At 65.4% G+C, this 13,676-nt stretch carries 16 protein-coding genes; 14 read left to right on the plus strand and 2 right to left on the minus strand.

Features of this window, described 5'->3' with window-relative positions; genetic code table 11:
• Positions 1 to 61 precede the first annotated feature (61 nt).
• The 4 genes from phnC (at position 62) to phnE (AS156_RS25665) (ending at position 3,692) form a co-directional block, all read left to right on the plus strand.
• Positions 62 to 877, plus strand: coding sequence for a phosphonate ABC transporter ATP-binding protein (gene phnC / locus AS156_RS25650; protein ID WP_066510229.1), 816 nt, complete (start codon positions 62 to 64; stop codon positions 875 to 877).
• 78 nt (positions 878 to 955) lie between these two features.
• A complete protein-coding gene (gene phnD / locus AS156_RS25655; RefSeq protein ID WP_066510232.1) occupies positions 956 to 1,885 on the plus strand; it encodes a phosphonate ABC transporter substrate-binding protein in 930 nt (309 codons plus the stop codon).
• Positions 1,886 to 1,962: 77 nt separating this feature from the next.
• Entirely contained in the window at positions 1,963 to 2,847 is an 885-nt protein-coding gene (gene phnE, locus AS156_RS25660) for a phosphonate ABC transporter, permease protein PhnE (RefSeq protein WP_066510234.1), read from the plus strand.
• Positions 2,844 to 3,692: a phosphonate ABC transporter, permease protein PhnE gene (phnE, locus tag AS156_RS25665; RefSeq protein ID WP_066510237.1), complete on the plus strand. Its 849-nt coding sequence runs from the start codon at positions 2,844 to 2,846 to the stop codon at positions 3,690 to 3,692. The genes phnE (AS156_RS25660) and phnE (AS156_RS25665) overlap by 4 nt, the downstream gene beginning before the upstream one ends.
• Positions 3,693 to 3,816: 124 nt before the next feature.
• Here the strand turns inward: phnE (AS156_RS25665) and phnF are convergent, their stop codons facing one another.
• Entirely contained in the window at positions 3,817 to 4,542 is a 726-nt protein-coding gene (phnF, locus tag AS156_RS25670) for a phosphonate metabolism transcriptional regulator PhnF (protein WP_066510239.1), read from the minus strand.
• Positions 4,543 to 4,646: 104 nt separating this feature from the next.
• On the opposite strand from phnF, the gene phnG reads away from it, so the two are divergent.
• The 9 genes from phnG to AS156_RS25715 are packed head-to-tail and all read left to right on the plus strand — an operon-like array spanning position 4,647 to position 11,606.
• Positions 4,647 to 5,108, plus strand: a complete 462-nt coding sequence (gene phnG, locus AS156_RS25675) for a phosphonate C-P lyase system protein PhnG (RefSeq protein WP_066510241.1) — start codon at positions 4,647 to 4,649, stop codon at positions 5,106 to 5,108.
• Between the two features lie 4 nt (positions 5,109 to 5,112).
• Positions 5,113 to 5,721 (plus strand): phosphonate C-P lyase system protein PhnH, encoded by a 609-nt coding sequence (gene phnH, locus AS156_RS25680; protein WP_066510242.1) that lies wholly within the window; start codon positions 5,113 to 5,115, stop codon positions 5,719 to 5,721.
• A 3-nt stretch (positions 5,722 to 5,724) separates the two neighbouring features.
• Positions 5,725 to 6,828: a carbon-phosphorus lyase complex subunit gene (locus AS156_RS25685; protein ID WP_066510248.1), complete on the plus strand. Its 1,104-nt coding sequence runs from the start codon at positions 5,725 to 5,727 to the stop codon at positions 6,826 to 6,828.
• Complete coding sequence (locus AS156_RS25690; RefSeq protein ID WP_066510250.1) at positions 6,825 to 7,709, plus strand: alpha-D-ribose 1-methylphosphonate 5-phosphate C-P-lyase PhnJ; 885 nt, start codon at positions 6,825 to 6,827, stop codon at positions 7,707 to 7,709. The genes AS156_RS25685 and AS156_RS25690 overlap by 4 nt, the downstream gene beginning before the upstream one ends.
• Positions 7,702 to 8,499, plus strand: a complete 798-nt coding sequence (gene phnK / locus AS156_RS25695) for a phosphonate C-P lyase system protein PhnK (protein ID WP_066510252.1) — start codon at positions 7,702 to 7,704, stop codon at positions 8,497 to 8,499. Before AS156_RS25690 ends, phnK begins: the two co-directional genes overlap by 8 nt.
• 8 nt (positions 8,500 to 8,507) lie before the next feature.
• A complete protein-coding gene (phnL, locus tag AS156_RS25700; RefSeq protein ID WP_066510258.1) occupies positions 8,508 to 9,206 on the plus strand; it encodes a phosphonate C-P lyase system protein PhnL in 699 nt (232 codons plus the stop codon).
• Positions 9,207 to 9,219: 13 nt separating this feature from the next.
• Positions 9,220 to 10,374: an alpha-D-ribose 1-methylphosphonate 5-triphosphate diphosphatase gene (locus AS156_RS25705; RefSeq protein ID WP_066510607.1), complete on the plus strand. Its 1,155-nt coding sequence runs from the start codon at positions 9,220 to 9,222 to the stop codon at positions 10,372 to 10,374.
• Positions 10,371 to 10,967 carry a phosphonate metabolism protein/1,5-bisphosphokinase (PRPP-forming) PhnN gene (phnN, locus tag AS156_RS25710; protein WP_066510261.1) on the plus strand — a complete coding sequence of 199 codons (597 nt, stop codon included), beginning with the start codon at positions 10,371 to 10,373 and terminating at the stop codon, positions 10,965 to 10,967. The genes AS156_RS25705 and phnN overlap by 4 nt, the downstream gene beginning before the upstream one ends.
• Before the next feature lie 27 nt (positions 10,968 to 10,994).
• Positions 10,995 to 11,606, plus strand: a complete 612-nt coding sequence (locus tag AS156_RS25715; protein WP_066510264.1) for a pyridoxamine 5'-phosphate oxidase family protein — start codon at positions 10,995 to 10,997, stop codon at positions 11,604 to 11,606.
• Positions 11,607 to 11,625: 19 nt separating this feature from the next.
• On the opposite strand, the gene AS156_RS25720 is transcribed toward AS156_RS25715, so the two are convergent.
• Positions 11,626 to 12,225 carry a TetR/AcrR family transcriptional regulator gene (locus tag AS156_RS25720; protein WP_066510273.1) on the minus strand — a complete coding sequence of 200 codons (600 nt, stop codon included), beginning with the start codon at positions 12,223 to 12,225 and terminating at the stop codon, positions 11,626 to 11,628.
• A 203-nt stretch (positions 12,226 to 12,428) separates the two neighbouring features.
• On the opposite strand from AS156_RS25720, the gene AS156_RS25725 reads away from it, so the two are divergent.
• Positions 12,429 to 13,670 carry an efflux RND transporter periplasmic adaptor subunit gene (locus AS156_RS25725; protein ID WP_066510275.1) on the plus strand — a complete coding sequence of 414 codons (1,242 nt, stop codon included), beginning with the start codon at positions 12,429 to 12,431 and terminating at the stop codon, positions 13,668 to 13,670.
• The last annotated feature ends 6 nt before the right edge of the window (positions 13,671 to 13,676 follow it).

Below are 13,676 nucleotides of genomic sequence, written 5' to 3' on the forward strand. Positions count from 1 at the left end.
TCACATAACTGTAAAACAGCAGGGATAGCGATGGCCCAACGCGACGCGGGTGGAGCATTGCATGCTGGTGGTGGAAGGTCTGACGTGCCGTTTCGGCACAAAAGCCGCGGTCGATAACGCATCATTCTCGATTGCGCCGGGCAGTTTTGTCGGCGTGATCGGTCGCTCGGGTGCCGGCAAGTCGACGCTGCTGCGGATGATCAACCGCCTCGCCGATCCGACCTCCGGCCGTATCCTGTTCGAAGGAACCGACGTCACGGCGCTGCGCGGCAAGGCGCTGCGGCAGTGGCGCGCGCGCTCGGCGATGATCTTTCAGCAATTCAACCTCGTCGGCCGGCTCGACGTTCTGACCAACGTGCTGATGGGGCGGCTCGCGGAAATCCCGTCGTGGCGCTCGCTGGCGCAGATGTGGCCGGAGCAGGACAGGGCGCTGGCAATGTCCGCGCTCGAGCAGTTCGATATCGCCCAACTCGCGGCGCAGCGCGCCGACCAGCTCTCCGGCGGCCAGCAGCAGCGCGTCGCGATCGCCCGCGCGCTGGTGCAGGAACCCGACATCATTCTCGCCGACGAGCCCATCGCATCGCTCGATCCGCGCAATACCAAGATCGTGATGGACGCGCTGCTGCGCATCAACAAGCACTTCGGCATCACCGTGCTCTGCAACCTGCATTCGCTCGATCTGGCGCGGAGCTATTGCGACCGCCTGATCGGCATGGCGGCAGGCCGCGTGGTGTTCGACGGTCAGCCCGCAATGCTGACCGACCATATCGCCCGCGAGCTCTATGACCTCGAGGCGAACGACGTCATGGGCGGGGCGCCATTGCCTGCGCCTGAAGGCGCAACCGTTCCGGCGCTCGGCACCGCAGCCGCGGCCTGAGCGACGCGCAAATTTCCGATCAGACTGGACGGGCATTTCGCCCGGCCAAACAGGCGTACCACAACAAGGGGATTTATCATGATCACTCGTCGCACCGTATTGGCCGGCGCAGCCACGCTGGCGTTCGTCGGCTCGGCTTCGGCCTCGGACTGGAAGTCGAAATATCCGGAGATCACCTTCGCCGTGATTCCCGCGGAGAACGGTTCCGGCGTCACCGAGCGCTTCGGGCCGTTCGTCAGCTATCTGTCGAAAGAGCTCGGCATCAAGGTGAACCTGCGTGTCGCCAACGACTACGCGGCCGTGATCGAAGGCCAGCGCGCGGGCAACATCCAGATCGGCTATTACGGTCCGGCGTCGTTCTCGCGCGCCCTGCTGACCGGCGTGAAGACCGATGCTTTCGTCATCGACGTCAATGCCGACGGCTCGAAGGGCTACTATTCGGTGTTCTACGTGCTCGCCAAGAGCCCGTACCGGAAGGTCGAGGACCTTAAGGGCAAGAATCTCGGCCTGGTCGATCCCAACTCGACCTCCGGCAACAACATGCCGCGCTTCAAGCTGAACCAGATGGGCATCGAGCCGGACAGCTTCTTCTCCAAGGTGATCTTCACCGGCAGCCACGAGAACGCCGTGCTGGCGCTGGCGCAGGGCACCGTCGACGTCGCCGCCAACTGGTGGAACGCGGACGATGACTCCAACCTCACGCGCATGCTCAACAAGAACATGGTGAAGTCGAGCGATGGCACGCCGCTGAAGAAGGAAGACTTCCGCATCATCTCGAAGTCCGACCTCATCATCAACTCGCCCTACGCCTATCTCCGTGACCTCCCCGATGACATGAAGGCCGCGATCAAGCAGGCGTTCCTCGATGCCGACAAGAAGGATCCGGAAGCCTTCAAGAAGCTCTCCGACGGCAAGAACCAGCCGTGGCAGCCGATCACCAACGCCGACTACGACAAGACCATCGAGCTGATCAAGTTCGTCGACAATCTGCGCAAGAAGGCGTCCTGATCGCGCGTATTGATTTGGGCCGGGTCCTGTGACCCGGCCCTTTTCCGTTTATTTCTCGAGCAGATTGGCCTTCGTCGATGGCGACCGCCGTATCCACCCTTCCTGCGCAGCAGCTGGCGGCGCTGAACGACGCCTACCGCAAGGCGGTCGCGCGCAAGCGGCTGAAGGCGACGCTGGCAGTCGCGGTGTTCTGCGCGGCGTTGCTGATCGCGGCGCTCGGCGCCGAGGTGAATCTGCGCACGCTGTTCACTTACTTCGGCAATTTCGTCAGCTATTTCGACCGTATCCTCACGCTCGATTCCGGCGCGCGGGTCTGGACCAACCCGGTCGAGTGGTTCTGGGGCTGGAAGAAATGGTTAAAGCTGCTCGGCGAGACGCTGCTGATCAGCTATGTCGGCACGCTGATCGGCGCGGTGTTCGCCTTCGCGCTGAATTTCTTCGCGGCGCAAAACACCTCGCCGGCGCCATGGCTGCGCTTTGTGGTCCGGCGGCTGCTTGAATTCGCCCGCACCGTGCCCGGCATCGTGTTCGCGCTGATCTTCGTGATCGCCTTCGGTCTCGGTCCGATGGCCGGCGTGCTCGCGATCGCGATCCATTCCACCGGCGCGCTCGGCAAGTTGTTCGCCGAGATCGTCGAGAATGCGGACATGAAGCCGGTCGAGGGCATCCGCTCCACCGGCGCGAGCTGGCTGTCCTGCATGCGCTTCGCCGTCCTGCCGCAAGTGTCGGCGGGCTATGCCAGCTACGCGCTGCTGCGGTTCGAGATCAACGTCCGCGAGGCCTCCGTCATGGGCTTCGTCGGTGCCGGCGGCATCGGCCAGGAGCTCGTGGTGGCGATCCGCAAGTTCTACTATTCCGATGTCAGCGCCATCCTCGTGATGGTCATCGTCACGGTGTTCATCATCGATATCTCGACAGGCTGGCTGCGCGCCCGGCTGTTCGGCAAGGAGACCCGCCGATGAGCCAGCTGCCGAAGCCGAACACGGGCGAGCTGCGCGAGAAGTACCCGGACGTCTTCGACCGCCCGGCCTCGGCGCGGCTGGCGATGCCGGCGATGATCGCGGCCGCGCTCGCGGTCTTCGTGTTCGGCCTGGTCGATCTCGACTTCTCGCCGACGAAGCTGATCACGGGGATCAGCCAGCTCGGCTGGATCACCATGATGATGATCCCGCCGAATCCCGGCTCGTCGTTCCCGCTTTACATGCAGGCGCTCGGCGAGACGCTGTCGATCGCGTTGCTCGGCACCACGCTCGCGGCGGTGATGGCGCTGCCAGTCAGCTTGTTGGCGGCACGCAACATCATCCCGTCGAACCTGATCCGCTTTCCGGTGCGCCGCTTCCTGGATTCGATCCGCGGCATCGATACGCTGATCTGGGCGCTGGTCTGGATCAACGTCGTCGGCTTGGGTCCGTTCGCCGGCGTGCTGGCGATCGCGGTGTCTGACTTCGGCGCGTTCGGCAAGTTGTTCTCCGAAGCTATCGAGGCCGCCGACCGCAAGCAGGTCGAGGGCATTCGCGCCTCCGGCGGCAACGCGCTGCACGAGATCCGCTTCGGTCTGTTGCCGCAGGTGCTGCCGGTCATTGCGGGCCAAGTGCTCTATTTCATCGAGTCGAACACGCGCTCCGCCACCATTATCGGCATCGTCGGCGCCGGCGGCATCGGCCTGCAGCTCGCCGAGCAAATCCGCGTGCTGGAGTGGCAGCATGTATCGTTCCTGATCCTGATGATCCTGATCGCGGTTGCCGTGATCGACTTCATCTCGGGCAAGCTGCGTTTCGCCATCATCGGGCAAAGAGCGGTCGCCTGACGGGGTGGCAAAGGCGCGCAACGCCGAGCCCACCATTCTGGCGCCGTGCGCGGGAAGGTGGGCACACTTCCGCCTTCGCTCCTCGAGAGGTGGCGGACAACTCACTTAGTCCGCCTCGCAGATATCAACTGTTCTCGATCAGGAATTCGACCCGCTCCGCGGCAAAGCGCGAGCGCTTGGTGAGGAGCGGCTTGGCTGCGGTGTCCACATCAGTGGAATCGACGACAAGCACGGCATGGCCCAGCGTGAGATCGAGCCGCGCGGCGTCGGTGGCGTCGACAATCGCTCCGGTGATCCGGGTCGAGGAGCGCCGGTAATCCCTGATATCGTAATGCGCCAGCAGCTTCGTCATCGAGCGGACGTTGGCGAACACGCTGCCGGCATCGGGAAAGCGCTCGGCGGAGAGCCAGGTAGTGGAGACGCAGATCGGAGTACGGTCGGCGAGCCGGACCGACTCGATCCGGATCAGCGGGGCGCCGATCTTCAAGCTCAGCTCGCGCGCGATCTCCCGGGTGGCGACGTCGTCCCTTGCGTCGATCAGCTTGCCGCGCGGCTCGTGCCCGCCGGCGCCGACGATCTCGGAAAATCGCGTGCGTGAGTGCAGGGGATAGGCGAGGCGCTGCGCCTCGACATAGGTTCCGCTGCCGCGCTCGGCGCGGACCAGGCCGCGCTCGGCAAGTGCTGCAAGTGCGCGCCGCACGGTATGGCGGTTGACCCGGTAGGTCTCCGCGATCTCCATCTCGCTGGGCAGCTTTTCGCCGGCGATGAAGCGGCCGTCAGCGATGCCGCGCTCGATGCCGTCGGCGACCTGCCGCCACAAGGCGACGCCGGAACTTTCTTGCATGCTCATGGCGCGGTGATACCAGAAATCTTCGATTTGTCACGAAACAGTCATGGCGTTCCGTTATCAAGTTGTCTATTAACATAGACAACTTGAATCGAGCAAGGTTGCCCATGAGTTCGTCCGGACAGAACAGCAAAGAGGCGCAGCGCAAGGCCGCAATGGCGGTGCTGGCGCATTCCGGCGCTGCCGAGATCGCGGGGCGATTGCAGCAGATCGCGGTGCCTGCGCATGAAAACCTCCGCGAGCCCGAGAACGGCCTGGTGATGCTGCGCGGCCGGGTCGGCGGCGACGGCGCACCATTCAATCTTGGCGAGGCGACGGTGTCGCGTGCCGCGGTGCGGCTCGCGACCGGCGAGGTCGGCTTCGGCTACACGCTCGGCCGCGATGCGCAGAAGGCGCAAATGATCGCGCTGTGCGACGCCATGGTGCAGTCGGCGCAATTCGCCGATGAGGTGGAAGCGAAGGTGGTTGCGCCGTTGCGCGCAGCCATGATCGCCGAACGCAGCCGCAAGGCCGCGGAGACCGCGGCAACGCGGGTCGATTTCTACACGATGGTACGCGGTGAGGGATGATGCGATGACCACGGTTGCCGAATTACCCGCAGGCTTTGCCGACAAGGTGTTGTCGGCGCAATCGACCTTCCGCTCGGTGATGGATGCGATGGCGCGCCCGGGCAGCATCCAGCGCGTCACGGCGAGTGCGGGAACGCCCGCCGGCATGATGCGCGGGTCGGCTGCGATCGCGCTGACGCTGTTCGATCACGACACGCCGATCTGGCTCGATGCCGCGATGTCGGCGACGCCAGATGTGGCGAGGTGGCTGAAATTCCACACCAGCGCGCCGGTGATCGCGGATTCCTCGATCGCGAGCTTCGCGCTGGTCGGCAATCCGGCGAACTTGCCGGCACTCGATCATTTCGCGTTCGGCAGCAACGAATATCCTGACAGGTCGACCACACTGATCCTGCAGGTCGACAGTCTCGCGCATGGGCCGGCCTTCGAGCTGAAGGGGCCGGGCATCGAAGGCACGGCGCTGCTGCAGGCGATGATCCGGCCGCGCGACCTGTTCGCACGGCTCTCGATCAACGAAGCCCTGTTCCCGCGCGGCATCGATGTCGTGCTGGTCCATGACGATGTCATTGTTGCGATCCCCCGCACCACGCGGCTGGTCGCAAGCGGAGTGTAAGCGATGTATGTAGCCGTCAAGGGAGGCGAACGCGCCATCGAGAACGCTCACCGCCTGCTCGCGCATGAGCGGCGCGGCGACCGCGATGTGGCCGAAGTGTCGCTGGCGCAGATCTCCGAACAGCTCTCGCTCGGCGTCGACCGCGTCATGACCGAAGGCTCGCTCTACGATCGTGAGCTCGCGGCGCTCGCGATCAAGCAGGCGCGCGGCGACATGATCGAGGCGATCTTCCTAGTCCGCGCCTTCCGCGCCACGCTGCCGCGCTTCGGCGCCACCGAGCCGGTCAACACCGGCGAGATGCAGGTGCGGCGTCGCATCTCCTCGACCTTCAAGGACATTCCGGGCGGCCAGATCCTGGGGCCGACCTTCGACTACACCCATCGCCTGCTTGATCCGCAGCTGGCCGAAGGGTTCGTGCCGGAGCAGCCGTTGACGGCGGAGGCGTTGCAGGCGGCGACGCCACGCGTGACCGACATCCTCGGCCGCGACGGCCTGATCGAAGGCTCGCCGCAAGCCGATGCCGACGCGCCGGTCGGCGACCTCACCCGCGAGCCGCTGAACTTCCCGGCCGATCGCGATCTGCGGCTGCAAAACCTGGCGCGTGGCGACGAGGGCTTCCTGCTCGCGCTCGGCTATTCGACCCAGCGCGGCTACGGCCGCAACCATCCGTTCGCCGGCGAGATACGTTTCGGCGAGGTCGAGGTCGAGTTCTTCGCCGAGGACGCCGGGTTCGCCGTGCCGCTCGGCTCGATCGAGCTGACCGAGTGCCAGATGGTGAACCAGTTCAAGGGCTCGGCGAACGAAGCGCCGTGTTTTACCCGCGGCTATGGCCTGGCCTTCGGGCAGAGCGAGCGCAAGACCATGTCGATGGCTCTGGTCGATCGCGCTCTGCGCGCGCGTGAACTTGACGAGGAAGCGACGTCGCCGGCGCAGGACGAGGAGTTCGTGATGTCGCACTCCGACAATGTGCAGGCGACCGGCTTCGTCGAGCATCTGAAGCTGCCGCACTATGTCGACTTCCATTCGGAGCTCGGCCTGCTGCGTAAGTTGCGGCAGGAATTCGCCGAGGCGAACGAGGCTCCCGAAATGCAGGAGGCCGCAGAATGAACGCGCCGACTTACAACTTCGCTTATCTGGACGAACAGACCAAGCGGATGATTCGCCGCGCGATCCTGAAGGCGATCGCGATTCCCGGCTACCAGGTGCCGTTCGCCAGCCGCGAGATGCCGATGCCCTATGGCTGGGGCACCGGCGGCGTGCAGGTGACGGCGGCGATCCTGGGGCCGCAGGACGTGCTGAAGGTGATCGACCAGGGTTCGGACGACACCACCAACGCGATCTCGATCCGCAAATTCTTCGGCAAGACCGCGGGCGTGGAGACCACGACCTCGACCACCGACGCGACCGTGATCCAGACTCGGCACCGCATTCCCGAGGCGCCGCTGCATGCGGGGCAGGTACTGGTCTATCAGGTGCCGATCCCGGAGCCCCTGCGCTTCCTCGAGCCGCGCGAGACAGAGACGCGGCGCATGCACGCGCTCGCCGAATACGGCCTGATGCACGTCAAGCTCTACGAGGACATCGCACGCTTCGGCCACATCGCCACCGCCTACGCCTATCCGGTTAAGGTGAACGCGCGCTACGTGATGGACCCGTCGCCGACGCCGAAATTCGACAATCCGAAGATGGACAATTGCCCGGCGTTGCAGCTGTTCGGCGCCGGCCGCGAGAAGCGCATCTACGCGATCCCACCTTACACCACGGTGGTCTCGCTCGATTTCGAGGACCATCCGTTCACGCGCTACCGCTTCGATGCGCCATGCGCGCTGTGCGGCGCCGCCGATTCCTATCTCGACGAGATCGTCACCGACGACAAGGGTGGACGGATGTTCGTTTGCTCGGACACCGATTTCTGCGAGCAGCGCCAGGCGGCCGGCCATCACGGCGCGCTGAGCGCGGCGCCGCACAAGGAGAAGGCGCATGTCTGAGCTGTCCCGCCTCGACAATGATCAGCCGCTGCTGGTCGCCGAAGGGCTTGCTAAAAATTATGGGCAGCTCGCGGCCTGTCGTGACGTCTCCTTCTCACTCTATCCCGGCGAGGTGCTGGCGATCGTCGGCGAATCGGGTTCGGGCAAGTCGACGCTGCTGCAGCTTCTGTCGGCGCAGCTTGCGCCGAGCGCCGGGTGCGTCTCCTACAGGATGCGTGACGGTGTGCTGCGCGATCTCGCCGATCTCGGCGAAGCCGAGCGGCGCTTCCTGTTCCGCACCGATTGGGGCTACGTGCACCAGGATCCGGCGCAGGGCCTGCGCATGGCGGTCTCGGCCGGCGCCAATGTCGGCGAGCGGTTGATGGCGGTCGGCTGGAATCACTACGGCCGGATCCGCGACACCGCATCGACCTGGCTCGAGCGGGTCGAGATCGATGTCGGCCGCATCGACGATGCACCGAAAACCTATTCGGGCGGCATGCGGCAGCGGTTGCAGATCGCGCGCAACCTCGTCACTGAGCCGCGGCTGGTGTTCATGGATGAGCCGACCGGTGGCCTCGACGTCTCGGTGCAGGCGCGCCTGCTCGACCTGATGCGCAACCTCGTCAGCGAGCTCGGTCTCGCCGCCATCATCGTGACCCACGATCTCGCCGTTGCGCGGCTGTTGTCGCACCGCGTGATGGTGATGAAGGGCGGCCGCGTCATCGAGACTGGATTGACCGATCAGGTGCTCGACGATCCCCGCGAGCCCTATACGCAACTGCTCGTTTCCTCGATTCTGCCGCCATGAGCCAGCCAATGACCGCGATGATCGAACTTGCCAATGCCGAGAAGACCTTCACCATGCATCTGCAGGGCGGCGTCGAGCTGCCCGTGGTGCGCGGCGTCTCGTTCCATGTCGAGCCGGGCGAATGCGTGGTGCTGTCGGGCCCGTCGGGCGCGGGCAAATCCTCGATCCTGAAGATGATCTTCGGCAACTACCGCTGCGACGGCGGCCGGATCGGCATCCGCCACCACGGCTCGGTGATCGACCTCGCCACCGCCGAGCCGCGCCAGGTGCTGAGCATCCGCCGCTCGACCATCGGCTATGTCAGCCAGTTCCTGCGCGCCGTACCGCGGGTGGCGACGATCGATGTCGTCGCCGAGCCGCTGATCGCCAACGGCGTGGTGCGCGAGGAGGCCCGGGCACGCGCCGGGCAGCTGCTGCGCCGGCTCAACATCCCGGAGCGGCTGTGGCCGCTGCCGCCCTCGACCTTCTCCGGCGGCGAGCAGCAGCGCGTCAACATCGCGCGTGGCTTTATCTCGGACCTGCCGATACTGCTGCTGGACGAGCCGACGGCCTCGCTTGACGCGGCCAACCGCGCCGTGGTGGTCGAACTGATCGCCGAAAAGAAGACAAAGGGCGTCGCGATGGTCGCGATCGTCCATGATGACGAGATCCGTCACTTGATCGCCGACCGCATCGTCGACGTGACCTCGTTTGCTGCTGCCGCCTGAAGGACCGTTTGAAATGACTGCCAAGCAAGACACCATCATCGGCAATGCTCGCCTCGTCCTCGCCGATCGCGTGATCGAGCAGGGCTGGGTTGCCATTGCCGATGGCAAGGTCGCGGAATTCGGCGAGGGCAGGGCGCCCGGTGCGAGCGAGGACGCCGGGGGCGACCTCATCATGCCGGGGATGATCGAGCTGCACACCGACCACCTCGAAATGCACTACGTGCCGCGGCCCAAGGTGTACTGGAATCCGGTTGCCGCCGTGATCTCTTATGATGGGCAGCTCGCGACGTCAGGCATCACCACGGTGCTGGATTCGCTGCGCGTCTGGCGCGAGGACGGCGCCGAGGGTGTCGATGGCCGCGCCGGCCTGCTGGCCGAGGCTATTGCCGAGGCGCGTGAGGACAACCTGCTGCGCGCCGATCATTTCCTGCATCTGCGTTGCGAAATCCCGATGCCCGACGTGGTCGCCGAGGCCAAGGAACTGGTCGGCCGTCCCGACGTCCGGCTGATGTCGCTCATGGATCACACGCCCGGCCAGCGCCAGTTCCGCGACGAGGTGAAGCTGCGCGACTACTATCGCGGCAAGGGCGGCGGCATGACCGACGCCCAGCTCGACGTGTTGTTTGCAAGGCGCTTCGCCTATCAGAAGGAATATGCCGCGACCAACATGCGCGCGATCGTCGCGCTGGCGCATCAGTACAGGATTCCGCTGGCGAGCCACGACGACACCACGGACGAGAATGTGGCCGACGCCGTCACCGACAAGGTGTCGGTCGCCGAATTCCCGACCACGATGGAGGCGGCGCGCGGGCTGCACGCCGCCGACATCGACATCCTAATGGGGGCCCCGAATGTGGTGCGCGGCGGTTCGCATTCCGGTAACATCGCGGCTGTCGATCTGGCGCAAGAGGGGATGCTCGATATCCTGTCGTCGGACTACATCCCGTCGAGCCTGCTGATGGCGGCGCTGCAACTGCCGCAGCGGGTACCGGCGATCGATCTCGCGTCAGCCGTTCGCACCGTGACCAAGACGCCGGCCGAGGCGGTCGGGCTCACCGATCGCGGCGAGATCGCGGTCGGCAAGCGCGCCGATCTGATCCGCGTCCACGTCGCGCGCGATGTGCCTGTTGTGCGCAGCGTCTGGCGCGAAGGAGGGAGGGTCGCATGACCGGATCTCCCGTCATGACCGGGCAGCGGCTCGCCGCGATCGGCCCGGGACGGTTGGTGTTGGTGGTCGGTCCAAGCGGTGCCGGCAAGGATACCTTGCTGGGCCTTGCACGGGCGGCTTGTGCCGACGATCGCAACATCGTGTTTCCGTGCCGCCTGATCACGCGCGAGGCATCAGCCTCGGAAGACAACGAGCAGGTCAGTGCGGAGGCCTTCCAGCGCGCGGTTGCCGGCGGCGACTATGCGATGCATTGGGAAGCCCATGGGCATCGCTATGCGCTGTCGCGGGCTGTCGACGACGACATCCGCGCCGGCCGCGCCGTGATCGCGAATGTCTCGCGCACCGTGATTTCGGCCACACGCCGCAACTACGCCAATGTCGTGGTCGTCTCGATCACCGCGCCGCCGGATGTGCTGGCCGCGCGGCTCGCGATGCGGGCGCGCGCCAGCGACGGCAAGATCGAGCAGCGGCTGGCCCGCGCGGTCGACGAGACTACGGCGACGCCGGATTTCACCATCGTCAATTCCGGCACCGCCGACTATCACGCGCGGCAGCTCGTCCGCATCATCAAAGGCGAGCGCTGGGACGACTAATCGCCTTGAACAAAGGGAAGGGCACGAATGTCGGTGGTTGAAACGATCGAGCAGCTTGAGGCGATCTACGGCTTCCCGAACGATGCGTCGACCGTGAAGGTCGCCGACCGTGTGACGCCGCTCTACCGCGTGCTCATCGAAAAATCGCCCTTCGTGTCGCTGGCGACCTCCGGGCCCGAGGGGCTCGACTGCTCGCCGCGCGGCGATCTGCCGGGCTTCGTCCGTATCCACGACGAGAAGACGCTGATGATGCCGGATCGCCGCGGCAACAACCGCTGCGACTCCTTGCGCAACATCGTTCGCGATCCCCGCGTCGGGCTGTTGTTCCTGATCCCGGGTTCGGGCAGCACGCTGCGCGTCAACGGCCGTGCCTATGTCTCCGCCGAGCCTGAGCTGCTGGCGTCGTTCAAGATGGAGGGGAAGGCGCCGCGCACGGTCATCGTGATGACCGTCGAGGAGATGTATTTCCAGTGCGCCCGCGCGATCGTACGCTCCGATCTCTGGAATCCGGAGAAGCGGGTCGATCCGAAGACGTTGCCGACACCAGGCGAGATCCTCGCCGAGATGAGTGACAACACGGTCGGCGGCGAAAAATACGATCGGGAATGGCCCGAGCGCGCGCGACAGACGATGTGGTGACGTCGCGCCTGAACGAGGATCAGCCCCTGGACTGCTCCTCGAACGCCTTCAGCGACACCATCGCGATCTCGCGCAAGGCGTCACGGTCGATGCGTGAGGAGGCCATCACGCCCATGCCGGCAGTGACGGCCGAGAGGTAGCGCGCGAGCGCAGCCGGGTCCGCATTGTCGCCCAGATCATTCTCGGCTTTCGCGCGCTCGAAACGCTCACGCAATTGGTCTTCGGTGTGAGCGCGGCGCGCGGCCAGTTCGAACGGCACGTTGGCCGAGCCGGTGCCGCAGGCGAGGCCGCCTTGCACCAGGAGACAGCCGGGCGGGTTGGCTGGATCGGTGTGCGCATCTGCGGTCCCCATCAGGAACCGTTCAGCCACGTCGCGGGCGGTGGGGCTGGACAGGACCTGCTCCATCCAGGAGTCGCGCTTCTCAGTGTATCGGTCGAGCGCGGCCTTCAGCAGGCCTTCCTTGCTGCCGAATGCGGCATAGAGGCTTGGGGGATTGATATGCATCGCCTCGGTGAGCTGCGCGATCGTCGCGCCCTCATAGCCATGGCGCCAGAACACCTCCATGGCCTGGTCCAGTGCTGCGTCCGCGTCGAATGCGCGGGGGCGTCCCATACCCATTTTCCGTTACTCCGTAAGCCGGGTGCCGTTTCTGCGACGTGCTGTCCCTAGCCTATCCTATTGTTGCACATGGTGTTTTCTTGCTGTCTTCTCATTTCCCCAGAAATGCGCTAAGAAATTCCTAGCGTCCGCTACATAAGTATCTTGCGGACCGGCGTCCAGCTTCACATCTGTAGCGAACACTACATATGTGGAGCGCGCAAATGCCTTCGTCCAAGAATCCCCGTTCCGGCCGCTTCCGACGCGTCGTCGGCGGTATCGTGATCCTCGGTGCGGTCGCGGTGGCCGGTTCGGTCGCAACCGGCCACTACTTTTATGCCGCGCAGGCGACGTCCGCCGCCACCCCGCCCGAACAGGCCGTGGCGGTGACCGTCGCGCTCGTCCAGCCCCGTCCGACCACCCTGTTCGATGATTTCTCAGGCCGGCTCGAGGCCGTCGACCGCGTCCAGGTCCGGCCGCGGGTTGCCGGCGCGATCCTGTCGACCAATTTCACCGAGGGCGCGCTGGTGAAGGCCGGCGATGTCCTCTTCAAGATCGACCCCGCGCCCTATGCCGCCGAGGTCGACAAGGCCGAGGCGCAGCTCGAGGCCGCCAAGGCGCGCGTCGTCTTCACCACCAGCGAGGTCGAGCGCGGCGCGCAGCTGGTCGGCAACAACGTCGTGACCAAGCGCGACTTCGACCAACGCGACAACGCCAATCGCGAGGCGATCGCCAACGTCAAGGCGGCCGAAGCCACCCTGCAGACCGCGAAGCTCAATCTCGACTACACCGAGGTGCGCGCTCCCGTCGACGGCCGGGTCGGCAGGATCGAGGTCACCGTCGGCAATCTCGTCGCCGCCGGCACCGCCTCGCCGGTGCTGACAACGCTGGTCTCGGTCAACCCGATCTATGCCAGCTTCGATGCCGACGAAGAGGTGGTGCTGCGCGCGCTGAACTCGATCGCCGACGCCTCCGGCAAGCGCGGTGATCTCGGCCGCATCCCGGTCGACATGACGACGTCGGGCGGCCTCAGCGCCAAGGGCCACATCCAGCTCATCGACAACCAGGTCAATGGCCAGAGCGGCACCATCCGCCTTCGCGCGGTGTTCCGCAACGATGACGGTCGGCTGATCCCGGGACAGTTCGCCCGCGTGCGCATGGGCCAGCCGCAGCAGCAGACCCTCGTCATGATCGACGAACGCGCCATCGGCACCGACCAGGACAAGAAGTTCGTCATGGTCGTCGGCGACGACAGCCGTGCGGTCTACCGTCCGATCACGCTCGGCGGCTCGGTCGACGGGCTGCGCGTCGTGACGGCGGGCCTGAAATCGGGCGACCGCATCGTGGTCAACGGCCTGCAGCGCGTGCGCCCGGGCGCCCTCCTCAAGTTGGAGGTCGCCGAGATGGGCGCGCGGGGCATGCAGCAGGCATTGGCTGAAAGCAACCAGCATACGGCGCAGCGCTAGGCATTT

Source organism: Bradyrhizobium macuxiense, from assembly GCF_001542415.1.
In the GTDB taxonomy this organism is placed as follows: domain Bacteria; phylum Pseudomonadota; class Alphaproteobacteria; order Rhizobiales; family Xanthobacteraceae; genus Bradyrhizobium; species Bradyrhizobium macuxiense.